The 25,534-nt window shown below is 57.1% G+C and carries 20 protein-coding genes; all 20 read left to right on the forward strand.

What is annotated here, in order from left to right:
• Nucleotides 1-5: 5 nt before the first annotated feature.
• The 20 genes from tssK to GEAM_RS02005 all read left to right on the forward strand — a co-directional run bounded on the left by tssK (nucleotide 6) and on the right by GEAM_RS02005 (nucleotide 25,522).
• On the forward strand, nucleotides 6-1,352 hold the full coding sequence (gene tssK / locus GEAM_RS01905; RefSeq protein WP_034787471.1) for a type VI secretion system baseplate subunit TssK: 1,347 nt from the start codon (nucleotides 6-8) through the stop codon (nucleotides 1,350-1,352).
• 21 nt (nucleotides 1,353-1,373) lie between these two features.
• Nucleotides 1,374-2,612: a DotU family type VI secretion system protein gene (locus GEAM_RS01910; protein ID WP_034787474.1), complete on the forward strand. Its 1,239-nt coding sequence runs from the start codon at nucleotides 1,374-1,376 to the stop codon at nucleotides 2,610-2,612.
• Between the two features lie 2 nt (nucleotides 2,613-2,614).
• Nucleotides 2,615-6,238: a type VI secretion system membrane subunit TssM gene (tssM, locus tag GEAM_RS01915; protein WP_034787480.1), complete on the forward strand. Its 3,624-nt coding sequence runs from the start codon at nucleotides 2,615-2,617 to the stop codon at nucleotides 6,236-6,238.
• A gap of 11 nt (nucleotides 6,239-6,249) precedes the next feature.
• Complete coding sequence (gene tagF, locus GEAM_RS01920) at nucleotides 6,250-6,957, forward strand: type VI secretion system-associated protein TagF (RefSeq protein ID WP_034787484.1); 708 nt, start codon at nucleotides 6,250-6,252, stop codon at nucleotides 6,955-6,957.
• 24 nt (nucleotides 6,958-6,981) lie between these two features.
• On the forward strand, nucleotides 6,982-8,010 hold the full coding sequence (gene tssA / locus GEAM_RS01925) for a type VI secretion system protein TssA (protein WP_034787488.1): 1,029 nt from the start codon (nucleotides 6,982-6,984) through the stop codon (nucleotides 8,008-8,010).
• A 92-nt stretch (nucleotides 8,011-8,102) separates the two neighbouring features.
• Nucleotides 8,103-8,636 carry a type VI secretion system contractile sheath small subunit gene (tssB, locus tag GEAM_RS01930; RefSeq protein WP_034787491.1) on the forward strand — a complete coding sequence of 178 codons (534 nt, stop codon included), beginning with the start codon at nucleotides 8,103-8,105 and terminating at the stop codon, nucleotides 8,634-8,636.
• A 3-nt stretch (nucleotides 8,637-8,639) separates the two neighbouring features.
• Complete coding sequence (tssC, locus tag GEAM_RS01935; protein ID WP_034787494.1) at nucleotides 8,640-10,139, forward strand: type VI secretion system contractile sheath large subunit; 1,500 nt, start codon at nucleotides 8,640-8,642, stop codon at nucleotides 10,137-10,139.
• Nucleotides 10,140-10,717: 578 nt separating this feature from the next.
• Nucleotides 10,718-11,200 (forward strand): Hcp family type VI secretion system effector, encoded by a 483-nt coding sequence (locus GEAM_RS01945; protein ID WP_034787500.1) that lies wholly within the window; start codon nucleotides 10,718-10,720, stop codon nucleotides 11,198-11,200.
• Between the two features lie 194 nt (nucleotides 11,201-11,394).
• Nucleotides 11,395-12,282, forward strand: coding sequence for a peptidoglycan-binding protein (locus tag GEAM_RS01950; protein WP_034787505.1), 888 nt, complete (start codon nucleotides 11,395-11,397; stop codon nucleotides 12,280-12,282).
• Nucleotides 12,283-12,290: 8 nt separating this feature from the next.
• Nucleotides 12,291-12,689, forward strand: a complete 399-nt coding sequence (locus tag GEAM_RS01955) for a lysozyme inhibitor LprI family protein (protein WP_034787507.1) — start codon at nucleotides 12,291-12,293, stop codon at nucleotides 12,687-12,689.
• Between the two features lie 128 nt (nucleotides 12,690-12,817).
• Nucleotides 12,818-13,219, forward strand: a complete 402-nt coding sequence (locus tag GEAM_RS01960; protein WP_034787510.1) for a lysozyme inhibitor LprI family protein — start codon at nucleotides 12,818-12,820, stop codon at nucleotides 13,217-13,219.
• A 172-nt stretch (nucleotides 13,220-13,391) separates the two neighbouring features.
• The gene (gene tagH / locus GEAM_RS01965; RefSeq protein WP_034787514.1) at nucleotides 13,392-15,221 is read left to right on the forward strand and encodes a type VI secretion system-associated FHA domain protein TagH; all 1,830 of its coding nucleotides are present in this window, start codon (nucleotides 13,392-13,394) and stop codon (nucleotides 15,219-15,221) included.
• Nucleotides 15,221-16,015, forward strand: coding sequence for a PP2C family protein-serine/threonine phosphatase (locus GEAM_RS01970; protein ID WP_034787631.1), 795 nt, complete (start codon nucleotides 15,221-15,223; stop codon nucleotides 16,013-16,015). The genes tagH and GEAM_RS01970 overlap by 1 nt, the downstream gene beginning before the upstream one ends.
• A 24-nt stretch (nucleotides 16,016-16,039) precedes the next feature.
• Complete coding sequence (locus GEAM_RS01975; RefSeq protein WP_034787516.1) at nucleotides 16,040-17,029, forward strand: hypothetical protein; 990 nt, start codon at nucleotides 16,040-16,042, stop codon at nucleotides 17,027-17,029.
• A gap of 21 nt (nucleotides 17,030-17,050) precedes the next feature.
• Nucleotides 17,051-17,875: a type VI secretion system accessory protein TagJ gene (locus GEAM_RS01980; protein ID WP_034787519.1), complete on the forward strand. Its 825-nt coding sequence runs from the start codon at nucleotides 17,051-17,053 to the stop codon at nucleotides 17,873-17,875.
• Nucleotides 17,868-18,437, forward strand: a complete 570-nt coding sequence (gene tssE, locus GEAM_RS01985; protein ID WP_034787522.1) for a type VI secretion system baseplate subunit TssE — start codon at nucleotides 17,868-17,870, stop codon at nucleotides 18,435-18,437. The genes GEAM_RS01980 and tssE overlap by 8 nt, the downstream gene beginning before the upstream one ends.
• A gap of 19 nt (nucleotides 18,438-18,456) precedes the next feature.
• Entirely contained in the window at nucleotides 18,457-20,325 is a 1,869-nt protein-coding gene (gene tssF / locus GEAM_RS01990) for a type VI secretion system baseplate subunit TssF (protein WP_034787525.1), read from the forward strand.
• Nucleotides 20,322-21,374 carry a type VI secretion system baseplate subunit TssG gene (gene tssG / locus GEAM_RS01995; RefSeq protein WP_034787528.1) on the forward strand — a complete coding sequence of 351 codons (1,053 nt, stop codon included), beginning with the start codon at nucleotides 20,322-20,324 and terminating at the stop codon, nucleotides 21,372-21,374. The genes tssF and tssG overlap by 4 nt, the downstream gene beginning before the upstream one ends.
• Before the next feature lie 96 nt (nucleotides 21,375-21,470).
• Nucleotides 21,471-24,089, forward strand: coding sequence for a type VI secretion system ATPase TssH (gene tssH, locus GEAM_RS02000; RefSeq protein WP_034787531.1), 2,619 nt, complete (start codon nucleotides 21,471-21,473; stop codon nucleotides 24,087-24,089).
• A gap of 29 nt (nucleotides 24,090-24,118) precedes the next feature.
• Nucleotides 24,119-25,522 (forward strand): serine/threonine protein kinase, encoded by a 1,404-nt coding sequence (locus GEAM_RS02005; protein WP_034787535.1) that lies wholly within the window; start codon nucleotides 24,119-24,121, stop codon nucleotides 25,520-25,522.
• The last annotated feature ends 12 nt before the right edge of the window (nucleotides 25,523-25,534 follow it).

Genomic DNA, 25,534 nt, shown 5'->3' on the forward strand with positions numbered 1-25,534 from the left:
CGATTATGACTAAAGCAGCAAAAGTGGTGTGGACCGAAGGCATGTTCCTGCGTCCCCACCATTTCCAGCAATCTGAAAGCTACCTGTTGAGTCAGGTACGCGAGTGGGGCACTGCGCAGCGTCCATACATGTGGGGCTTCTTTGATCTTCAATTCGACGACGCGATGCTGCGACACGGCAATGTTGCCCTGACCAGCGCCAGCGGCATTTTGCCGGATGGCACGCCCTTTGCCTTTAGCAACAGCCGTCAGGCCCCGCCGCCATTGGCGATTGGCGACAATCAGACCGGGCAGAAGGTGGTGTTGGCACTGCCCGCGCGCCGCGATGGCCGCGAAGAGGTGATCTTCAGCGAAGCCGCCGATTCTCTCGCCCGCCATATCAGCTTTGAGGCAGAAGCCGACGATTGCAATGAAATGTCGATTGGCCCGGCGGTGATGCAGTTCAGCCAGCTACGCCTGCGCCTGATGCTGGAAAGCGATTTGACGGCGGAGTGGACCGCCATCGGCGTGGCGCTGGTGGTGGAGAAGCGCAACGACAGCCAGTTGCGCCTCGATAACGGCTATATCCCGCCGATGTTGAATGCTATCGAGAATCCGCTGATCTTTAGTTTTATCAATGACATTAAAGGCTTACTGGAACAGCGCAGTCAGCAAATTGGCCAGCGACTCCAGCAGCCGGGGCGATTTAATAACTCCGACATGGTCGACTTCATGCTGTTGGCGCTGATCAACCAGCACATCGGCGTGGTCAATCACCTGCACAGCCTGCCGCAACTGCATCCCGAACAGCTGTTCAGCCAGTGGCTGGGGCTGGCGACCGAACTGAGCACTTACACTCCGCAGCGCGCCTGCGAGGGCAGCGGGCTGCCGGTCTATCACCATGATGATCTGGCGCGCAGCTTTAACGAGCTGACGCTAATGCTGCGCCAGCGGCTGTCCATAGTCATGGAGGAGAATGCCATTCAGCTGCCGCTGATCGAGCGCTCCCACGGGCTGAATGTGGCGACGGTGCCGGATGCCAATATGATCCGCGAATTCGGTTTCGTGCTGGCGGTAAAAGCCAATGTGCCAAGCGAGATGCTCAACACCCACTTCCCGGCGCAGATGAAAGTCGCGCCGGTGACCAAAATCCGCGATTTGGTTCAGCTTCAACTGCCGGGCATTGTGCTGCGCGCCATGCCGTCCGCGCCGCCGCAGATCCCTTGGCATGCGGGCTACAGCTACTTCCAGCTGGAAAAAGGCGGAGAGCTGTGGAAGGAAATGAATAAATCTGGCGCTTTTGCTCTGCACCTTGCAGGTGAATTTCCCGGTCTGGACATGGCGTTCTGGGCCGTCCGCGACGTCTCTGCCTGACTGAACTGGTGAGTAAAAAATATGCAGGAATTACACTCTGGCGGCAGAGAAGCAGGCATGACGGAGGCGTGGCGCGATAATGCGCTGGTCGCTGCGGCCAACCCTTTGCTCAATGCCATTCCCCAAATTCGTCATTCGGTCAGCCATGCAGACCCCGCGGGGCTGCGTCAGCGCTTAATCGAAGAAATTCAACGCTTTGAAGTGCGCAGCCAGAACGCCGGCTTGTCTTATGAGACCATTGTTGGCGCGCGCTACTGCCTGTGTACGGCGCTGGATGAAGCCGCCGCGCTGACCCCGTGGGGTGGCAACAGCGTCTGGCCGAGCAGCGGCCTGCTGGTGACTTTCCACAATGAAACTTGGGGCGGCGAGAAGTTTTTCCAGCTGTTGGCGAAGCTGTCGCAAAAGCCGCGTGACCACCTGTTTCTGCTGGAGCTGATCTATTTCTGTCTGATGCTCGGCTTTGAAGGGCGCTATCGCGTGCTGGATAACGGCCGCTCGCAGCTGGAGACTATTCGCCAGCGCCTGTTACAGATGATTCATTCGGTGCGCGGGGCCTACGCGCTGCCGCTTTCTCCGCATCCTTACGACCAGCCGACACAGAAGAAGCTGTGGCGTCCGGCGATCCCGCTGTGGGCGTGGACCGCGGTGGTGGGCTTTCTGGCCTGCTTGTTCTATATCGGCCTGAACTGGAGACTCGGCACGGCCACCACGCCGGTGCTGGCTTCTATCTACCAAAGTTCGCTGCCGGAAGTCTCTATCCAGAACCCTGCGCCGCGACCGGCTGCCATCCTTGATTTAAAAAGCTTCCTGCGTCCTGAAATTGAGCAGGGACTGGTATCGGTTCGCGACGAGGCAGACCAAAGCGTGGTGACGCTGAAAGGCGACGGACTGTTCCCATCCGCGTCCACCACGGTGCGCGGCAACTACCAGCCGGTTATTCAGCGTATCGCCAAAGCAATGGACGGCGTCAGCGGCAAAATATTGGTGGCGGGCTACTCCGATAATCTGCCGATTCGCAGCGCGCGCTTTGCTTCCAACTATGAACTGTCACTTGAGCGAGCAGAATCGGTGCAGAAATTGCTGCAAAAGCATCTGCGTCAGCCAGACCGTGTTAAGGCCGAAGGGCGGGGCGATTCCAATGCTATCGCGCCAAACAATACGGCTGAAAACCGCGCCCGCAACCGCCGGGTTGAAATCACTCTGCTCGTTGCGCCTGCGAATACTCAGGCACAGCTCAACGGTCTGCCCCAAGGAAATTAAGGATGCTGAATACGCTTTTTTCCATACTCTCTAGCCGGTTGCTATGGGGCTTCCTTGGCATCACTGCGCTGTCATTTATCATCTGGGTAATTGGGCCGCTGTTGGCGATTAATGGCTCCAGCCCGTTAGAACCTGAGGTTAATCGGCAGATCAGTATTGGCCTGCTGTATCTGGTTTGGGGCTTCGGGCAGGTTATCCCCCGTCTGCACAATGCTTGGGTCAATCGCCAACTGGTGAGCAGCCTCGGCAAGCAGGAAGCCGCCGAAACTGGCGCGCCGCTGCTCAACGATGAAGAGCAGGTACTGGCCCAGCGTTTTAGCGAAGCGTCACAACTGCTCAAAAAGGCCCATTTCAGCGGCACGTCCGGGCGCAAAAAGCCTTTTTGGATGCGCCGCTTCAGCCGTCAGTACCTCTACCAGTTGCCTTGGTATGTGATTATTGGCGCGCCCGGCGCGGGTAAAACCACGGCGCTGGTCAACTCCGGGCTGCATTTCCCGCTGGCCGACCGCTTCGGTAAAACTGCGCTGCGCGGCATTGGCGGCACGCGTAACTGTGACTGGTGGTTTACCAACGAGGCGGTGCTGCTTGATACCGCCGGGCGTTACACCATGCAGGAGAGCCAGCGCGAGCAGGACGCCAGCGAGTGGGGCAAGTTCGTCGCGCTGCTGAAAAAATACCGCGCCCGCCAGCCGGTTAACGGCGCAATCATCACTATCAGCGTGTCAGATCTACTGACGCTCAGCGCCGAGCAGCGCCGCCAGCAGGCCAGCGCGCTGCGCCAGCGTTTGTTGGAACTGCACGAGCAGTTGGGCATTCGTTTCCCGGTCTATGTGCTGGTCACCAAAACCGACTTGCTCAAAGGCTTTACCGCCTACTTTGACGGTTTTGATAAAGCCAAGCGCGATCAGGTTTGGGGCTTCACCTTCCCGTGGGCCAAGCTCAAAAGCGGCAATTTCGATGTGCAAACCGCCTTTGAACATGAATACAGCCTACTGCAACAGCGTCTGGATGCCGGTTTAGCCGATGTCATGCTGATGGAACGCGATGGCAAGGCGCGTGCCGAAAGCTACCTGTTCCCACAGGAGTTCTCGGCGCTGCGACCATTGCTGAGTGACTACCTGACGCAGATTTTTGCCCACTCTGGCTTCGAAACCTCTCTGTCGGCGCGCGGCGTGTACTTCGCCAGCGGCACGCAGGAAGGCCAGCCGTTTGACAAAGTGATGGGCGAGCTTAATCGCGCGCTGAATCTGCCAAGCCACGACGGCGGCACAAAAGCCACCGAGTGGGGCGCAGGGCCGCAGCATCAGCAGGGCGGGGCGGTGCCGCCGGTGAAAGGCCAGAGCTTCTTCTTGCGAGATGTGTTGGAAAACGTGGTGTTCCCTGAGTCGGGTCTGGCTGGGAGCAATCGCTGGTGGGAACTGCGCAACCGCGCGGTGCTGTGGTCGGGTTATCTGCTGCTGAGTCTGGCGCTGGTGGTTGCCGCCATCCTGTGGTTTATCAGTTACAGCCACAACCGCGACTATTTGCAGGAAGTCTCCGCCAAGGTCCCGGCTGTTAATCAGCAGGGGCAGGCACTTCAGGCCGGTAACCTTAGCGACTTGTTTGCGCTGCTGCCTTACCTCAACGGCCTGCTGCATCTGCCGGAAAGCCAGCAGTTTGATATCAACCATCCGCCACTCACCCGGCGCATGGGGCTGTATCGCGGCGGTGAAGTCAGTGATGCCACCAACGCGCTGTATCAGAAAGCCTTGAAGCAACTGCTATTGCCACAGGTGGCGCAGCAAATCACCAGCTGGCTGCGCAGCGATGACGGCAGCGATGCCGACTTCAGCTATGAAGCGCTGAAAGCCTATCAGATGCTGTATCAGCCAAAACACTATGACGGCAAGTTTATCCACGCGTGGGTGATGCTCAACCTGCAACGCACTCTGCCGCAGAATATCACCCGCGAGCAGTTGCGCCAGCTGGAGTGGCACCTGTCTCAACTGTTAGAAACGCAGATTCAGTCGTCGCCTTATGCCAAAGATGATGCGCTGATTGCCCGCGAGCAGGCGCTGATCGCCCGCATGCCGCTGTCCGACCGGGTTTATGGTCGCCTCAAACGCCTGCTGGAACACGATGACAGCCTGAAACCGGTTTCTCTGGCGGCGCTGGGAGGGCCGCAGAGTGAACTGGTTTTTACCCGTAAAAGCGGCAAGCCGCTGAGTGAAGGGATCTCCGGTTTATATACCCCGGAAGGCTATTGGAACAGTTTCGACAAGCAGATCGACAGCGTTACCGCCGCGCTGTATGCCGACGACGTTTGGGTGTTAGGCAAAAGCACCAGTGATAGTGACAAAGCCCAGACTGACAATTTGGTGCGTCAGCGCTATATGGATGACTACATTCGCCAGTGGGATGGCCTGTTGCAGGATCTGGCGCTGAACAATATTGCCAACCTGTCTCAGCGTATCAACAGCGCGCGCCTGCTCTCTTCGGCTAACTCGCCGCTGCGTCAACTGGTTACCGGGCTGAGCCACTACTTAGTGTTAGAAAAGCCTGCCGCACCACAGGAGCCGGGCAAAAAGGCCGACAGCGGCAACAGCGCCACCAATACGCTGCGCTCGCTGTTTGGCGCACGTGAGGGGGCCAGCGCTGCAGATCCGCAGACCCCGGAGCAGAAAGTCACCCAGCACTTTGCTCCGCTGTTGGAACTGGCGCAGCCGCTACAGGAAGGTGGCAAAGCCATCGTCTTTGATGATTTCCTCAAGCAAGTGGATGACCTTTACCGCTATTTGACTGCCGTGCAGGACGCCGCCAACAGCGGAATGCCCGCGCCAAACGGTGAGGCGATCGGTCGCCTACAGGCCAGCGCGGGTCGCCTGCCGAGTTCACTGCAAGGCATGTTCTCGAGTTTAGCCGTCGGTGCCAGTAGCGATACGCAGCGCCGCGAGCTGGACAACATTCGCAAACGCATTGATGTGGAAGTGGGCGGTTTCTGCCGTCAGGCGATTGCCGGGCGCTACCCGCTGGTGCGCAGTGCGCGCAGTGAAGTAACGCCGGACGATTTGGCACGAATGTTTGCGCCGGGCACCGGGCTGATGGACACCTTCTTCCGCGACAATTTGGCCGGAAAGGTCGACACCACGCAGGCGCGCTGGCGCATCACGCCGGGCATCGATGGTAAAACTTTGCCGGGCGGCGACAGCGTGCTGTGGCCCTTCCAGCAGGCGCAAAACATTCGCGATGCCTTCTTTGCCAATGGCGCAACTACGCCGTCTTTCCGCGTCACTATCCGCACCGTGCGGATGGATAACGACATTCTGTCGATGACACTGGACGTCGACGGCCAGTTGCTGCGTTACAGCCACGGCCCGCAGGCTCAGCAACTGATGAGCTGGCCGGGCAGCGGCGGCACCAATCAGGTTCGCCTGTCGCTCGGGCTGGCTAACGGCACCACGTCAACGCTGGTGACCAATGGCGCATGGGCATTAAACCGGCTGTTTGATCAGGCCAGACAGTCACCGGGCAGTGGCAGCTTAAGCCGTCAGGCGACCTTCTCGCTGGATGGTCACCAAGTCACGCTCGAATTCACTCCCAACAGTATTCGCAACCCGTTTCAGCTTCCGGGGTTCTCTTGCCCTTAAAGGACAACACGATGAGTCACTATCCTGCAATCGGCTGGTACGGGAAGTTGCCCAGTGCCGGCGATTTTTTGCAGCGCCGCTTTCCGGAGGTGCTGAAGAATCAATGGGGACACTGGTTTCAGGTTGGGCTGCTTAACTGGCAGAACGCCACCGAGCGGCAGGAGGTCAGTCGGCCGTTCGGCCATGCGCCAGTGTGGAACTTTGTGGTGCCGCCGATGCTCGGCAGCCAGCTGGTGCAGATGGGCTGCCTGATGCCGGGGCGTGACAGCGTCGGGCGGCACTATCCTATTTGCGCGCAGCGCTTTTTCTCGCCGCAGCACTGGTCTGACAAAATTTTGGCGAGCTCCGGCGAATGGTATCGCCAGTTGGGCGCGACGCTGCATCATGCCGTGCGCAATGGTTATTCGGCCGAGCAACTGGACAGCGTGCTGTTGGCGCAGCCGCCGCTGGCTGAACCCGTGGCGGAAAATACCTCAGATATTCTGGATATCATCGGTGGCGAAGAGCAGCGCTCCACCCTGAGCTGGCAACAGGTTTCCGACTGCTTCTCCCCGCAGCACTACACCAGCTTCTGGTGGACCAATCAGAGCGACGGTTATCCACTCTATACCCATGTGCATAGCGGCAACTTCACCGGCCAGCTGTTTTCACTGCTGTTTGACCCCGCCGGGGGCGCGCGGCCCGGCCGTAATGGCCTCTATCCGCCAATGTTTAACTAAATTGTCTGACACACAGGTAATTCGATGAATACAGATACCTTACTGGCTCCGGTAAGCAGCGATTCACCCTGTGGGGAGAATCTGGAATACGACGCTGATTTTATGGCGATGAATCAGGCCAGTCGGGGCAAAGCGGAGCAGCAATTCGGTGACACCATTATTCCCGCAGAACCGGCTGACTGGAACAAAGTGGAGAAGTTGGCGACGGAGCTGATGTCGCGCACCAAAGACTTGCGCGTGATGCTGGCGCTGACCCGCGCCTGGACTCAGCTGAAAGGCTTGCCGGGCTATGCCAACGGCCTGCATCTGATTAACCAGACATTGCAGCAATACTGGGACGGGCTGTTTCCTGAGCTGTGGTATGACGGCGAGGCCGACGCATTTTTCCGCATCAATGCGCTGGCCGAGCTTGGCGACGGCTCCAGCCTGACTGCCGCCGTTCGCCAGTCGGCGCTGTTACGCAGCGCGGCGGATGCCGTCAGCCTGCGCGATGCCGCGGCGCTGCTCGATGGCAGCAAAACCGGCCTCAATGACTATCCCGGCGGCCGCACCCGGCTGATGGATGAGCTGGCGCAGGGCGGCCAGCCCGGCGTCGAAGCCGTGCCGCAGATTGTTGCTTCACTCGAAACCTTGCGCACTTTCCTGACTGAGAAATTAAGCGGCAGCGGCGTGCCGGAGATGACCCAACTGCTGCGCACGCTGCAACTGGTGATGCAGGTGAGTCAGACGACGGATGTGACGTCGCTGTTGCCGACCTCCTCTGAAGAGCAAGCCCCTCAGCCCGAGCCTAGCTCGGCTCCGCCAGCCAGCAGCAAAAGCCGCCAGCCGCAGCAGGATTGGCGCAGCGTCAATATCGCCTCGCGCGATGATGCTCAACTGATGCTGGAAAAGGTGAAGCAGTACTTCGCTCAGCATGAACCCAGCCACCCGGCGCCGCTGATGATTGAACGAGTCCAGCGCATGGTGGCAATGGACTTTATGGAAATAATTCGTGATTTGGCCCCGGATGGCGTCCACCAGCTGGAAACTATTTTTGGTCGTAGAGACAGTTAGTCCCTGAAAAGACATTAAGTCCCTGAAATCAGGCTGTATGGAGCAATTCCGCCACAGCAAATTTTTCACTGTGTTATACCCTGGAGAATACCATGGCAGGAAATACATCCCGCAGCGGGCAGAAGTTCATCGCCCGTAACCGCGCACCTCGCGTGCAGATTGAATACGACGTCGAAGTCTATGGCGCCGAACGCAAAATTCAGCTTCCTTTTGTAATGGGTGTCATGGCCGATCTGGTCGGTAAGCCGGTGGATAGCCAACCCGCCGTGGACGAGCGCAAGTTCCTCGAAATTGATATCGACAATTTCGACGAGCGGATGAAATCGCTGAAACCACGCGTGGCCTTCAACACGGAAAATACCCTGACCGGGGAAGGCCGTCTGAATGTTGATCTGACTTTCAACAGCATTGAAGATTTCTCGCCAGACGCCGTTGCCCGCAATGTCGAGCCGCTGCGTAACCTGCTGGACGCGCGTACCCAGCTGTCTAACCTGCTGACCTATATGGACGGCAAAAACGGCACAGAAGAGCTGATCAATAAAATCTTGCAGGATCCAACCCTGCTCAAGTCACTGTCTCATCTGCCGAAAGGCGATGCGCAGTCCACTCAATCTGACGAGGAGTAAGCAATGAGCCAATCTTCTCAACAGCAGCAACCGCAGAATGCACCGGGATACACTCAGGATGAATTCAGCGCGCTGTTAAACAAAGAGTTTCGTCCAAAAACCGATCAGGCGCGCACCGCGGTAGAAAGCGCGGTGAAGACCCTCGCCCAGCAGGCGCTGGAAAACACCGTCACCGTTTCTGAAGATGCTTACCGCACCATTCAGGCGCTGATCGGTGAAATCGACGAGAAGCTCTCCAAGCAGGTTAACCAGATTATTCATCACGACGAATTCCAGAAGCTGGAAGGCGCATGGCGCGGTCTGCACCATCTGGTGAATAACACTGAAACCGACGAGATGCTGAAAATCCGCTTTATGAGCATCTCCAAGCAGGAGCTGGGTCGCACGCTGAAACGCTACAAAGGCGTGGGCTGGGACCAAAGCCCGCTGTTTAAGAAAATCTATGAAGAAGAGTACGGCCAGTTTGGTGGCGAGCCGTTTGGCTGTCTGGTAGGCGATTACTACTTCGACCACAGCCCACAGGACGTCGAAATGCTGGCCGAGATGGCGCGCATCGGCGCTGCGGCGCACTGTCCGTTTATCGCCGGTACCGCGCCAAGCGTGATGCAAATGGAGTCATGGCAAGAGCTGGCGAATCCGCGTGATTTGACCAAAATCTTCCAGAACTCGGAATATGCGGCATGGCGCAGCCTGCGCGAATCAGAAGATGCCCGCTATCTGGGTCTGGTGATGCCGCGCTTCCTGTCGCGCTTGCCTTACGGTATTCGCACCAATCCGGTCGATAGCTTTGATTTTGAAGAAGAAACCGACGGCGCTAACCACGGTAACTACACGTGGGCCAACGCGGCTTACGCCATGGCAACCAACATCAACCGCTCATTTAAAGAGTTTGGCTGGTGTACCTCGATTCGCGGCGTGGAGTCCGGCGGTGCGGTAGAGAACCTGCCATGCCACACCTTCCCGAGCGACGACGGCGGCGTGGACATGAAATGTCCTACCGAAATCGCCATCAGTGACCGCCGGGAGGCCGAACTCGCGCAGAACGGTTTTATGCCGCTGGTGCACCGTAAGAACTCTGACTTCGCTGCCTTTATTGGCGCGCAGTCATTGCAGAAACCTGCGGAGTATTACGATGCCGACGCGACGGCCAACGCCCGTCTGGCGGCGCGCCTGCCGTACCTGTTCGCCTGCTGCCGTTTCGCCCATTACCTGAAGTGTATTGTGCGTGACAAAATCGGCTCCTTCCGCGAGCGCGACGAAATGGAACGCTGGCTGAACGACTGGGTGATGAACTATGTGGATGGTGACCCGGCGAACTCCTCTCAAGAAACCAAATCCCGTAAGCCGCTGGCGGCTGCCGAGGTGCTGGTGGAAGAGATTGAGGACAACCCAGGTTACTACACCGCCAAGTTCTTCCTGCGCCCGCACTACCAGTTGGAAGGCCTGACCGTTTCTCTGCGTTTGGTTTCTAAACTGCCATCGCTGAAAACCAACGACGCGTAACTGACGGGGCAGATGATGCCCCTCAATTAAATCACGATGTTGATTTTTTGCGGTTCCATTTCAGGATAAAACGAATAGCAAAACATGAAATAACAATGAAGATAAATTTGCCAAAAATGTTCCCGGATGAGCGGGCGTCAAAATGTTCATAGCGCATAACCAGATATGCTGATTCAATCAAATCTATTAATGCGTAAATAGACAGTATTGATAATACGATTATGGCAATGATCGAAATGGTTTTCTTCAAGTAACTATTCCTCTTTGGTATTAGTCCTTAAATGTAGGTCAGGAAATATAGTCGATGCTTTAATGCTTTGTCTATTTATTGTTTTAACGATTAATACCGCAAAACTAATTAATAAAGAAATCTAGTCATCAATTACCGTCTGGTAATGGCTATATATTCTGGATTATCCATGTGGCGATATTCAGAACCAAGGCATAGGTAAAATATGGACTGTTTTATTCAGCCCCATGCTTTCCTGTTTGCTATATCAGTGCTTTATCTATACCCAAAGGTTTCCTGAAGGAAGCAGGGTAAAAGCAAAAACTTTAACTAATGAGAGTAGATAATTATGGCTATTGATATGTATTTGAAGGTCGAGGGTGTAACGGGTGAGTCAAAAGACTCTAATCACACCGGCTGGATTGATATTAACTCATTCTCTTGGGGTGCTTCACAGCCGGGCAATATGTCTGTTGGCGGCGGCGGCGGTGCCGGTAAAGTGAACTTTAACGATCTGAGCGTTAACGCCAAAATCGATAAAGCAGTAACTGCCATTCTGAAAAACTGCGCCAGCGGTAAGCACTTGGCTAAAGTTGAAGTTTCTGTCGCCAAAGCCGGTGGTACTCAGGTTGAGTACACCCGTATTACTTTGGAAGACGTGCTGGTGACTTCCGTGCAGTTCGTGGGTTCAGAGCATGACGATACTCTGGGCGTAACTTACGCATTCCAGGCTTCTAAAGTGAAACAGCAATACTGGGAGCAGAGCGCTTCCGGTGGCAAAGGCGCAGAAACCAGCGCTGGCTGGGACATCAAAGGCAACAAAGAAGCCTAATACCTATCGCCTATTCTCTGCGGGGAATAGGCATTTTTTTGCCGTTATCTTTTTCAAAGAGATAACGGCAAAAAAATAATAGCGAGAATAACTTTGGGTAAAGTCCGCTTATCAATAAGTCAGTTTTGAATTTCTTTAGTCATATTTGCTTCACAAGGATTTACCAAAGTACTGATAATAAATGAGGAAATAATATGGGTATTTTAGGTTCTGTGGGGGTTGGTGGTAAAAATCAATACGGTGATGTGAAACAAGTGCAGCAGCTATTGCAGCGCAATGGTTTCCCACAAATTCGAGACGATGGGCGTATCGGCCCGAAAACCATTCAGGCAATTAAAGATTATCAGTCACGCTTTATGCGCCCAGATGGTGTGGTAGATGTCCATGGCAAGACTTATACCCATTTGGTGCGCGGTACTGCGCCGGGGCGTGCTCCTGCGAGCGCCGCGCCTGCCGCACCAGTCAATAATCATCCCTCTTCTGGGCCATTGACTGTCAGTGCAGGGCAAGTGACTTTTGATGCCGAGGGGAATGATGAGCCTTCTAGTAGATTTTTTAGTCGTCACATTCACTGGCCAGAAAAAATGGAGTCGGGGGTAACAATCGGGCGTGGCTATGACTTAGGATCTCGGTCTGAAGCAAGTGTTAGGAATCAACTGCAAGCGGCTGGAATTCCGGCACATCAGGCAGCAATGATTGCTAAGGGGGCAACCTTAAAAAGTACCCAAGCGAGTCAGTTTGTCCAAAACAATCAAGCCAGTATTGGGACAATTAGCCATCAACAGCAAATTCAATTATTTGAAGCAATATATCCCGACTACGTACAACGCGCGCACACTAATTATGACAACTACACTAATGGGCAACCTGGTAAGGTCGCTTGGCAAGATTTACATCCGGCGATTCGAGATATCATGGTAGATTTTGTCTATCAAGGCTGGACCAAGGGGCCTCGTCCCATGATGGCTGGCATGACTAATGATTTCGACACACTCATTCATTATATTGAAAATACTGCACCTATCGCGGCTGGTGAAACTGGCAGACAACGTGCTAATTATCTACGTAGAAATCGTCAATAGGAGTTTTTATGAAGTTGGGTTATGGATTGTTGGTAACAATATTGGCACTAGGCGGCATGACCTCGGCTTTTGCTGACGATAATTGCTCCAAACAGCCTTCAGACGGTGCGCTTTATCAGTGTACGGTGCAGCAGAAAAAATCGGCGGAAGACGATCTCAATAAAGAGTACGCGGCTGCCAAAAAACGGATTGTGCAGATGTATGGATCGCAGAAGCAGTTAGGCGATCAGTATGTTGCGATTGTCGTTGATACGCAGCGCAGCTGGCTTAAATATCGAGATGGGCAGTGCAAGCTTGAAGCTTTTGCTGCTGAGGAAGGCAGTAACGCTAATGCGGTCGCCGTGAACCTGTGTATTACACGTATCGACAAAGAGCGTACCGACATGCTCAAGCAAATGCCGTACTAATCATCAAAGAGTATAAATGGCTAATTAATCATGTGCGATGCAAGTCAGTTTAATTAGCCACTTTATCAATGCATCTTCGAGTCTATGAATAGACTGTGTTCTCAGTCTGATAAAGAGTAAATAACACGATGAAAGGAACATATTTGTCGGTTGCTCTACTGTGCTTGGGTTTTAGCAATACAGCGAGTGCAATGGAAGACTGCTCTAAAAAAACCAATGACCCCGAGGTTTTTACTTGTGCTGAGAATAACAAAAACGTCGCCGAAAAAGCCCTTAATCAGGAGTATACTGCGGCCAAAGTAAGAATAGACAAGGCATTCAAGGCCGATGAGACAATCAAAAAGAACTATCTGGATGTTTTTATCGAGGCCCAGCGCGGTTGGTTAAAGTATCGAGATAACCAGTGTAAGCTCGAAGCGCACATCGCTGATGAGAACTCCAATCCTTACACCGTATTCACTAATAACTGTATTGCCAGACTCGACGAAGAGCGCACGGCACAAATAAAAAAAATCCCTTACGACTCATAATTAAATCTTCTAGAAAACCAACGCTATTTAATGACCGGCAGCCATGAGGTTGCCTGTCCATTTTTAGTGTCTGTATCCTGCGCGCCTTTTATTTTAACTGCGCTAAATATATTTGACCAAATATAAGACCCGCAAGATACAGCCACCGAATATACCTAAGCAGGAACCCGTTATGCGATTTACGATAATAACGAACAAACCTGGCCATCAACCGCCGCAAACGAGTTGTGACTTTTTACCGCCGGGCGGCACCATTGGCCGGGGAACGGATAATAATCTGGTATTGCCGGATGATAACCGCACTATTTCACGCCTTCAGGCGATTGTGCATATTGCCGCCAACGGCGAGTGCCGTATTACCAATCGCGGCAATGTGACGCTGGTGTTGCTCAATGACATTCCGCTGGAGCGCGGCCGTCAGGTTGAACTGCAAGATGGCGATGTGCTGGGTATTGATGACTATCAGCTGGTGGTCAATGAACTTGGCACTCAGGCGCGTCCGGCGCAGCCAATAGTGACGCCGCGCCCGGCCGCCGCGCCGGTCCAGCCTCAAGCGCCGCAGCAGGCTAAGCCTGCCGCAGAGAGCAAACCTGCCGCGATTCCGACAGAAATCTGGGACAGTCTGGTGCAGGAGTTCTCTATTTCCGACAGCCTGTCCGTTGCGCGCAAAAAGCCGTCAGCGGCGGAAAGCCATGAGGCAATTAATCCGCTGACGGCTTCCCGTCCGCCGGAGCGCAACCCGGATGACCCTCTGGCGCAGCTGCTGGCCAGCGACGACGTGCTGAAGGCCAAGCAGAGCAGCGATCCCAATGATCTGTTCGGCGGTGAAACGCTGTTTGATGGTGAAAGCATCCTTGACGACCGTTCGCCGTCCACCCTTGCCAAACAGTCTCCGACGCCGGAGCACAACCACTCCAAGGCTGAAGCCGAGCAAGACCCGCTGGCGTTATTTGGCGGCCATGAAACGGCGGCCAGCAGCGACATTAACCAAGATGACCCGCTGGGCCTGATGATGAGCGGCGCTAAGCCGTTAACCGCGCCAGAGACTAAGCCGACTGCTAAGCAGGAAGCGCCTGCCGCGCAGGAACCGCCGGTCAGCCCACCAGTGGAAGAGCCGGTTCAGCCTAAGGCTAGCGCCGAGAAATCCCCAGAGCTGGCGGACCTCGAAGCTTCGCCGCTGTTTGCCGAGCTGCCTTCCAATCAAGATATCAGCGAAACCTCTAACGTCGATTACAGCGGGATCACTCTGCCGACCCCACAGGCCGTGGCGCGTAACCCGGTGCCGCCGCCGAAAGGGCGTTTGCGCATCGACCCGGTGGACTATGGCAGCTCATCGCAAGAGAAAAGCGCGCCCAACACGCCACCTCCGGCGGGCAACGGCTCGTCGCTGGACGGCGAACTGTTGCAGTCACTGATCGACGGCATGGGCCTCAATGACCTCCAGCCGGTGCCGCAGTTTGATAAAGCGCAGATGTACCAGCTAGGCCAGATGCTGAGCATGTTCTCGCAGGGCACGGTGGCGCTGCTTTCTTCGCGTTCGATTCTCAAACGCGGCGTGAAAGCCGAGATGACGGTGATCCTCGACGAAGCCAACAACCCGTTCAAGCTGCTGCCGTCGGGTAAATCCGTCCTGATGCAGATGTACGGCAGCCGTATGCCGGGCTTTATGGCACCGAGCCAGTCAGTGCGAGACGCGCTGATTGACTTGCAGGCTCACCAGCTCGGCATGATTGCCGGGATCCGCGCGATTATCGCCTCAATGTTGCAGTCGTTTAACCCAGAGCAACTGGAAGCCGAAGCGCGCGAAGAGGGCGTCACCTCGCGTCTCGGCTTCTCCAGCAGCCGCAAAGCGGCGCTCTGGGAGCACTTCACTCAGCGCTATAAAGAGACCGCTGGCGAAATCGAAGATGACTTCCATACCTTATTTGGCGAAGCCTTCCTGCACGCCTATGACATGGAAGTTAACCAGTACAAAGACTCTCAGAACCGATCGGACAAATGATAAATATCAATATTGCCTCGATATCCAAGCAGGGCGACCGCGCCAGCAACCAAGATCAGACGGGTGAAAGCGTCGGCGATCGCTCTGCCTGCTTTGTGGTCTGCGACGGCGTGGCTGGCTTTCCCGGTGGCGACGTGGCGGCGAAGCTGGCCCGCGACACCATTCTGGGCAGCTTCGACGCCAATCAGCACCTCAATGCCCAGCGTATTCGCGACTTTGTTGGCGAAGCCAATGCGGCCATTCGCCAGTCACAGCAGGACACCCCGAACTTTCACCGCATGGGCACCACGATGGTTGGCCTGTTCATTGATCGCGATTACCAACTGGCCTACTGGACGCACGCTGGCGACAGCCGCTTGTATCAGTTCCGCCGTGGCTATGTGCGCGAAATGACCATTGACCACAGTCTGGTACAGCAGATGACCGACGCCGGGCACTCCGCCGAAGGCATCAACAGCAATCTGCTCTATTTTGCCCTTGGCATGGGAGCCGAAGAGCGCGATGCCAGCTACAGCGATGTCGAGCCGGTGGAAGATGGCGATGTCTTCCTGCTGTGTACCGATGGCTTCTGGCATGGCGTCTCCGCCCGTCAGATGGAGCAGTCGCTGCATATGGTTAACACGCCGGAAGAGTGGCTGACCCTAATGCAGCAAATCATCGACAAACAGCCACGCCAGCCGGGCGAAAAGCAGGACAACTACAGCGCTCTGGCGGTCTGGGTCGGCTCGCCGCAGGAAACCACATTGCTGCATTCACTGGCTGAGGCGGCGCAATTTTTCCCCCTTCGGGACTAAACACAGCTTGGCGCAAGGAACCCTATGAAATATTGGCTATCGGGCATTTTAGCCCTCTGCATGGCGGGCAGTGCCGCCGCTGAAGATCTCCAACTGGCGTATTCTCCTACCCTGAAGTTGGAAATCTGGATCGACAACGTTAAAAACAAAAACGTCTCCAGCTGGTGCGCCAAAGAGGTGCCGTTGCGCATTGTCTCGCGTGAGAGCAAAGACCCTGAAATTTTGAAGTCATTCTTGCCACGCGTGAAAGACCTGATGAGCTCTGAATGTGGCGCATTAAGCAGCCTGAAATGGCAGATGCAGGACACTCAGGGCGCGGTGCTCGCCAGCGGCAGCTCGCAAAAAGCCAATAACTGGGCCGTCGAGATAATCCCGCCACCGGCACCTGAAGCACCGCCAGCCGCCACCGCAGAAACCGCAGCACCGGCCGCCGCCCAGCCGCCAACGCCAGAACAGCTTTCTCCGGCGGCGGATAACACGCCGTGGTTACAGTTCAGCATGCTTAACGGCTGTCACTTCCGCACCTGGTGGAGCGACGACAGCCGCGCTTCCGCCCTGTTTGTGCCGGGTAAAGGCGACGGACAGTGCAGCGATTACGGCTGGCTGAGCGGGCAGAGCCATTTGACCCGCATCGAAAACGGCGCGACCAAAACCACCAGCGTCGTCTTCGTCAGCGGCTTCCCAATTGAAGGGCTGAAAAAGAGCGATGACGACCTGCGGATCACCACCGTGAACAACGAACGCATCGTGCTCAATAACGACAAGTCACCGCAGAGTTGGCTGATTCTGCCGTGGCAGCCGCAGACCAACAGCTGGGGCGCTAACGGCGTGATTGCCGTGCAGATGACCCCGCAACAAGCCAGCGACGAAGATGCCTTAAAAGCGCGAGTCGGCGAATTGCGCAAAAGCTGGGGTAACTACCTCAACAGCGACAAGCTGCCCATCGAACTGGTGCAGGTTCTCTCTCCGCAGTTAAAAGACCCAGCAGCCGGTGCCTTCCGCACCCTGAAGTAACCGACGCCCCGAGGAGCCAAGATGCATTCATTTTCACAACTGATGGACGGACAGTCGCTGGCCGAGGCGCTGAGCGCGGTGGAAAACCGCATTCGCGCCGAGCCTGCCAATGCCGATCATCGTGCGGCCTTGGTACAGCTGCTGTGCATCAACGGCCAGTGGCCGCGCGCGCAGGCGCAGCTCAAATCTTGGCTGGCGCTCAAACCGCAGGCGCAGCCTACCGTGACCCTGCTGGAGCAGTGCATCGCGGCGGAAATCACCCGCGCGGCAGTGTTCGCCGGTGAAGCCGAACCGCGCTTGCCGGGCGAAGGTGCCCAGTGGGTTAGCCAGCTGCAGCAGGCAATGGTGGCCGAGCGTCAGGGAGAGAGCCAGCGCGCCGCCGCGCTGCGTGAAGCGGCGCTGGACAGTGCGCCGCTCAGCCCGGTCCGGCTCTATCTACAAGATGACGAGCAGGGGCAGGCGGTGGAGTGGCTAACCGACGGCGATGGCCGCCTCGGGCCAGTGTGCGAAATGGCGGTCAACGGCCATTACTACTGGCTGCCATTCTCGCTGATTAGCGAGATGCAGTTTCAGCCTCCGGCCAGCGTCACCGATCTGGTGTGGCGGCATACGCTGGTGCGGCTGGTGGACGGCAGCGAGCAGGTCTGCCAGATCCCACTGCGTTACCCCTTTGATGCGCAGGCGTCTGACGCCGTGAGGCTGGCGAAAGTCACCGAATGGCACAGCGAGGACGACCTGACTTTTATTGGCAGCGGGCAGAAAGCTTGGCTGGATGAAGAGCAGCAGTTCCCGTTGCTCAACCTGACGCGACTGGTGTTCGGCGAGGCGGAGTCTGCCGATGAGTGACGCCTTTGATGCTTATGGTCACGACCTCCTTCACGGTGGTTTTCGCCAACGCAGCAAAAAAGAGAATCTCAGCGCCCGCGACAAATTGCAGCCGTCGCTGCTCGATCGCCTGACCGACGACGCGCCGCATAAAACCAGCGAAGCGGCGCACAGCACCCTGATTTCCCACACTCAGCTGCGCCGCAATGTTCTGCGCGACTTGCAGTGGCTGTTCAACTGCATCAATAGCGAGGCGATTTACGACCTTAATCGCTATGACGAAGTGCGCCGCTCGGTGGTGAATTTCGGCGTGGTGCCGCTGTCGGGCAAACGCATGTCCGACATTGAGTGGGGCGACATTCAGCGCAAACTCACCGACGCTATTTTGCATTTTGAACCACGCATTCTGCCGCATGGGTTACAGGTGCGCTGTATTTCGGAGCTGAACTCCCTCGACCTGCATAACGTGCTGTCGATTGAGATTAAAGGCCGACTGTGGTGCGTGCCTTATCCGCTGGAATTTCTATTCCGCACCGATGTGGATTTGGAAAGCGGGCATTTTAAGCTGGAAGACATCGGCTAATTGAAACATAGGCTAATTAATGGACAGCAAACTTCTCGACTACTACAACCGTGAACTGGCGTATCTGCGCGAAATGGGGGCGGAATTCGCCCAGCGCTACCCAAAGGTCGCGGGACGTCTGGGAATGCGCGGCATCGAAGTGGCCGACCCTTATACCGAGCGGCTGATGGAAGGCTTCGCCTTTCTGACCTCGCGCGTGCAGTTAAAAATGGATGCCGAGTTCCCGCGCTTCTCCCAACGCCTGCTGGAGATGATTGCGCCGAACTACCTCGCGCCGACGCCGTCGATGGCTATCGCCGAGCTGCATCCTGACAGCAGCAAGGGGGATATTCGCAACGGTTTTAATGTGCCACGCGGCACCATGATGGACAGCCAGACGCTGAAGAAAAGCGGCGTCACCTGTAGCTACACTACGGCGCAGGATGTGATGTTGCAGCCGATTCGCATCAAGCAGGTCGAGCTAGGCGGCGTCCCGGCCGATGCGCCACTCAACCAGCTCGGCTTGAGCCAACGCGGCGCGGCCAGTGCGCTGCGGATCCGTATTGAATGCGACGACGCGGTGCTGCTGAACCACCTGAGCTTCGACAATCTAACCTTCTTCCTTAGCGGCCCGGACATTCAGGCCACCAAGCTGCTTGAGCTGATTATGGCTCACGGCGTCGGCCAGTTTTGCCAGACGGTGGAAAAGCAGCCGCAGCGCCTGACGCTGGCGGATGACGCGCTTCGCCACGAAGGTTTTTCTGCCGATCAGGCGCTGTTGCCAGAAGATATGCGCAATTTCGACGGTTATCGCCTGCTGCATGAGTATTTTGCTTTCCCGCAGCGCTTCCAGTTTTTCAGCCTGCACGGCCTGCGCCCGCTGCTGACGCGTAGCACTTCGGCACGAGAATTTGAAATCGTGGTCTTGCTGGATAAGAGCGAACCGGCGCTGGAGCGCGTGGTGGATGTCTCGCATCTGGCGCTGCACTGCACGCCAGTGATCAACCTGTTCCCACGGGTGGCCCAGCGCCAAAAGTTGAATGAAGGCCAGTTCGAATACCATCTGGTGGTGGATAACATCCGCCCGCTGGATTACGAAGTGTTTTCCGTCTCCAAGCTGTATGCCAGCGGCGGCAAGCAGGAGCAGATTTTCCGGCCTTTCTGGAGCACCTACGGCAGCGACGACGGCAACTACGGGGCTTATTTCTCCCTGCGCCGCGAGCAGCGAACCCTCTCCGAACAGGCGCAGCGCTACGGCACCCGCACCGGCTATGTTGGCTCCGAAGTGTTTCTTACCATGGTGGATGAGAAGCAGTCGCCGTGGAACGATGAGCTGACCCATTTTACCGCTGACGTGCTGTGTACCAGCCGCGACCTGCCGCTGATGCTCATCCAGCAAGGGCAGGCCAATTTCGTCATGCCGGATTCCATTCCGGTGAAGCAGTTAACCCTGCGCAAAGGCCCAACGCCGCCGCGCCCGTCGCTGGCGGAAGGGCTGAATACTTGGCGACTGGTCAGTCATTTGCAGATGAACTACCTCAGCCTGATGGAGCAGGATCAGGGCAAAGGCAGCGGCGCGCTGCGCCAGATGCTCGGGCTGTACGCCAACCTCGCCGAAGCGCCGATTGCCCGTCAAATTGAAGGCATCCGCGACTGCCAGCTGCGCGCGGTCAACCGCCGGGTGCCTGAGCCGGGGCCAATTGTGTTTGCTCGCGGCGTCGGCATCGAGCTGAAAGTAGATGAACAGGCTTTCTCCGGCAGCAGCCCGTGGCTAATGGGTAGCGTGCTGGAGCGCGTCTTCTCTCGGCTGGTATCCATGAACAGCTTTACCGAAATGTCGCTTTCCAGCCAGCAGCGCGGGGATATCGGCTGGTGGGCACCGCGCATGGGTAAAAGGACTTTGCTATGAGTCTGGACACCGAAACCCCGCTGAAAATTCAGCAGTTACACCGGCTGCCCGACGATTTCTGGCCCCAGCGCCACGCCGCTCCTTGGCGCTTTGATCTGTTCCAACTGCTGCGCCGCCTTGATGCACAGGGCGGCCAGCGCTACCTGCTGGGGCGAGCGCCGCAGCCGCGCCACGAGTCATTGCGCATTGGGCAGCAGCCTTCGCTGGCCTTTGCGCCGTCGACGCTTGCCGAGGTCAGCCCGCGCCAAGGCAGCGAGCTGCATGATGTCAGTATTCTGAGTTTTGGCCTGTTTGGGCCGAACGGGCCGCTGCCGCTGCATATGACCGAGTACGCGCGCGACCGAGTTTTCCATCATCAAGACCGCAGTTTCACCGCCTTTGCTGACCTGTTTCACCATCGGCTGACCCTATTGCTGTATCGCGCTTGGGCAGATGCCCAGCCCACCGTGTCTCTGGATCGCCCCGGCGACCGGCCATTTGAGAACTACCTCGCCAGCCTGATTGGCATGGGGCAGCCCGCGCAACTGGCTCGCGGCAGCCTCAGCGCCCACTCGCGCTTTGCCGCCGCCGGGCACCTTAGCCGTCAGGCGCGCGACGCCGAAGGGCTGGAGAAGATCCTGCGGCTCTATTTCCAAGTGCCGGTGAAAGTGGTGCAAAACGTCGCGCAGTGGATGGCGATTGATCAGCGCGAACAGGCGCGACTGAAGGCCGGACGCGGTATGCCGCGCTTGGGTGAGTCAGCCTTTCTCGGTGAAGCCGTGCGCGACGTGCAGCATAAAATACGCGTTGAGCTGGGGCCGCTTTCCCTCGATACCTATAACCAATTCCTGCCCGGTGAGCCAAAAGCCACCGAGTTGCGCGACTGGCTGCGGCAGTATTTCGGCATCGAATTTTGCTGGGAAGTGCGCTTGCTACTGGCCAGCGAAGAGGTGCAGGGGAGCCGACTCGGCGCGGGCCAGCGGCTGGGTTACAGCTGCTGGCTGGGGTCGCAGCCTCGGCCGCAGGTGCGCGGCGATTTAACCTTCAGCCCAGAAAACGCATTGAGTTAAAGCCCGAACCGGCGGGTGCTTTCTTCTCTATCTCATTGGCAGATATGACTTTTACGCCGATTTATTTCTTCAGACTACCAGCAAACGAGAAAAATTATGTCAGAAATCAGCCGTGCCGTTCTGTTCGGTAAACTCGATACGCTGTTGTTCCGCTCGATGGAGAGCGCCACGGCTTTTTGTAAGCTGCGCGGCAACCCTTACGTCGAGCTGGCCCACTGGATCCATCAACTGCTTCAACATCAGGATGGCGATCTTCAACTGCTTATCCGCCACTTTTCGCTGGACGAGGCGCAGTTGACGCAGGACGTGATCGCCGCGCTAGATCGCCTGCCGCGCGGGGCCAGCGCCGTGGCCGATCTCTCTGAGCATATCGACAGCGCGGTGGAGCGGGCCTGGGTTTATGGATCGCTGAAATTCTCCAGCGGCAAAATTCGCGGTGGCCATTTGCTGCTCGGCCTGCTGAACAGCTTCAACCTGACCAGCGTGCTGAAAGGCATTTCCCCGCAATTCACGCGCATCAATGCCGCGCTGCTGGCGGAGCAGTTCGACAGCATTCTTTCGGCCAGCAGCGAGGCGCAGCAGATGGCCGCGCTGTCCGATGACTCCGCTGAAAGCGCGCCGCAGGCAGCCAAAGGAACCTTGGCGCAGTACGCGCAAGATCTCACCGCGCGGGCGCGTGACGGCAAAATCGATCCGGTGGTGGGGCGCGACGACGAAATTCGCCAGATGGTGGATATTCTGATGCGTCGCCGCCAAAACAACCCGCTGCTGACCGGGGAAGCCGGGGTCGGTAAAACCGCGGTAGTGGAAGGCTTGGCGCTGCGCATTGCCGCAGGCGACGTGCCGCCGCCGTTACAGGAAGTGCAGCTGTGGCTGTTGGACCTCGGCCTGCTTCAAGCGGGTGCCGGGATGAAAGGCGAGTTTGAGGCGCGTTTGCAAGGGCTTATCAATGAAGTGCAGTCCAGCCCGACGCCAATCATTTTGTTTATCGATGAAATTCACACCTTAGTCGGCGCGGGAGGCCAGCAGGGCACCGGCGACGCCGCCAACATGATGAAACCGGCTCTGGCGCGCGGTCAGCTGCGCACCATTGGCGCGACCACTTGGGCGGAATATAAGAAATACATTGAGAAAGACCCGGCGCTGACCCGCCGCTTCCAAACCGTGCAGATTCAGGAGCCGGACGAAGAGAAGGCGACGCTGATGCTGCGCAGCACCGTCAGCCCGCTGGAGAAGCACCATCGCGTGCTGCTGCTGGACGAAGCCGTCAGCGCGGCGGTGCGCCTGTCTCATCGCTATATCCCGGCGCGCCAGTTGCCCGACAAGGCCGTGGCGTTGCTCGACACCGCCTGCGCCCGCGTGGCGGTTAGCCAAAGCGCCCGCCCGGCACAGCTTGAGGATTGCTGCCATCGCATTGACGGGCTGCATGTGGAGCTGGAAATAGCCGGTCGCGAGGCGCGCGTGGGCCTAAACAATGCCGAGCGAGTGGCTGAACTGCAAACCCAGCTGGCGGCGTTAGAAGAAGAGCGTCAGGCACTGGAAACCCGCTGGGAGCAGGAGCGCACGCAGGTGGATTCCATTATCGCCCTGCGCGCCAAGCTGCACGACGCCGAAGAAGAAGCCATTCCGGCGCTGAAAACCGAACTTGAGGCCAGCCAGCAAGCGTTGAAAACCTTGCAAGGCGAAACGCCGCTGCTGTTTGCGGCGGTGGATGCCAACGTGGTGGCGACCGTGGTGTCTGATTGGACCGGCATTCCGCTGGGCCGCATGGTGAAAAACGAAATCGACGCCGTGCTGCAACTGGCCGACACCCTGAATACGCGGGTTATCGGCCAGCGCCACGGATTAGAGATGATTGCCCGCCGGGTGCAGACTTCCCGCGCGCGGCTGGACGACCCTAACAAGCCGGTCGGGGTGTTTATGCTCTGCGGCCCGTCGGGCGTCGGTAAAACCGAAACCGCGCTGGCGCTGGCGGAAACCTTGTACGGCGGCGAGCAGAACATTATCACCATCAACATGAGCGAGTTTCAGGAGGCGCATACCGTTTCGACTCTGAAAGGCGCGCCTCCGGGCTATGTTGGCTATGGCGAAGGGGGCGTGCTGACCGAGGCCGTTCGCCGCCGCCCTTACAGCGTGGTGCTGCTGGATGAGATTGAAAAAGCCCACCCCGATGTCCATGAAATCTTCTTCCAAGTGTTTGATAAAGGCTGGATGGAAGATGGCGAAGGGCGGCTGATCGATTTTCGCAACACCCTGATTATCCTCACATCTAATGTCGGCACCCAGCTTATTAGTGGCCTATGTGCCGACCCTGAACTGATGCCGGAGCCCGAGGCGCTGACCACCGCGCTGCGTGCGCCGCTGTTGGACGTCTTCCCGCCCGCGTTGCTTGGCCGACTACTGGTGGTGCCATATTACCCGTTAAGCGATGACATGCTGGCGATGATCGTGCAGTTGCAGTTGGGACGCGTTAAACGCCGCCTGCTGGAGAACCACGGCATTGAGGCCAGTTTTGATGATGAGGTGATTGCGCAGATTGTTAAACGTTGTACCGAAGTCGAATCGGGCGGTCGCATGGTCGACGCCATTTTAACCAATACCCTGCTGCCGCAGATGAGCCAGATTTTGCTGTCGGCCTCGGCACGCGATGAGAAATTCCGCCAGCTGCGCGTCAGCCTACAGCAGGGCGAGTTTCACTGTCAGTTTAAGGCATGATGCCGTCAGTCACGAGAGAGTTGTCTACTATGTCGGAAATGGATAACAAAAAATCAATGCCCAACGCCTTGCCGGTGGGTTATCGCTTTAATGAGTTTGAAATCAAAGAGGTTATTGGTGGCGGCGGCTTCGGTATTGTCTACCGAGCCTGGGATCACCAGTTAGAGCGCACCATCGCCATCAAGGAATTTATGCCTTCTTCGCTGGCGGTGCGCAGCGACGACCTCAATCTGGCGCTACGCAGTGAGCGTTTCAGCAAAACCTTTCACGCCGGGCTGAACAGCTTTATTCAGGAAGCGCGGCTGCTGGCGCGTTTTAACCACCCAAACATGCTGCACGTGCTGCGCTTCTGGGTGCAAAACGACACGGCTTATATGTGTACCCAGTTCTACAGCGGCACCACGCTCTCCAACATGGCCGCGCAGCACCCGGAAGTGATCAACGAATCCTTTATTCTGCGCGACCTTCTGCCGCCGCTGATTGGCGCTATCCGCCTGATCCATAACGAAGGCTACCTGCATCGCGACATCTCGCTGGATAACATTCAGATTCAGGCCAACATGCGTCCGGTGCTGCTTGATTTCGGCTCGGCGCGCAAAGCCATCGGCAACATGTCTGATGAAACGGAAACCATGCTCAAGCCGGGCTTTGCGCCTATCGAGCAGTACAGCGACGGTGACGAAAACGAGCAGGGCGCGTGGACCGATATCTATGCGCTGGGCGCGGTGTTGCATACGCTAATCACCGGCGCGCCGCCTGCCGTCAGCGTGGTGCGCAGTATTGAAGACAGCTACGTGCCGCTGGCACAGCGCCGCCCGGCGGGCTACTCGCTGCCCCTGCTTCAGGCCATAGACCAGATGCTGTCGCTCTATCCGGCTGACCGTCCTCAGAATATGGACCAGTTGGTTGCGCTGCTGCAACTGGGCGACGCCGACTCAGAGGAGTCGATGCTGGCGCGCAGCGGGCCGGGCACCATGCTGGTGCCGGTGAAAGCGGAAGAAGAAGCTGAAAAACCAGTGACGGCGCGACGCTGGCTGCTGCCCGCGCTGGTGGCGGCAGGGGTGTTGGTCGGCATGGGTATCGGCGCGCTGCTAAGAAGCGGCGGCGGTGAGTCGGCTTCCAGCGCCAGCACTGCGCCCGCCGCTGAACCTGCGGCGACGACTAGCGCGCCAGCCACTAGCGAAGCCCCGGTGGCGCAGGCGCCTGTTGCTCCCGCCCCGGCCCCGGTTGCGCAGGTTTACCTCAAACTGCGTCAGGGCGACAAACTGACCCTGAATGGTCAAGAGCGCGCGGCAGTGCCTTCGGCCAACGGTTTTGCCAGCCTGAAACTGCCTGCGGGCGACTACCAGATTGTCATTTCTAACAATGGCCAGCAGCGTCAGCAAAAAATTACTGTTGGCGACGAAGGGGTTTGGATCATCAACCCGCAGTAATCCCCCGTTCTT

Source organism: Ewingella americana ATCC 33852, from assembly GCF_000735345.1.
Classification (GTDB): Bacteria; Pseudomonadota; Gammaproteobacteria; order Enterobacterales; family Enterobacteriaceae; genus Ewingella; species Ewingella americana.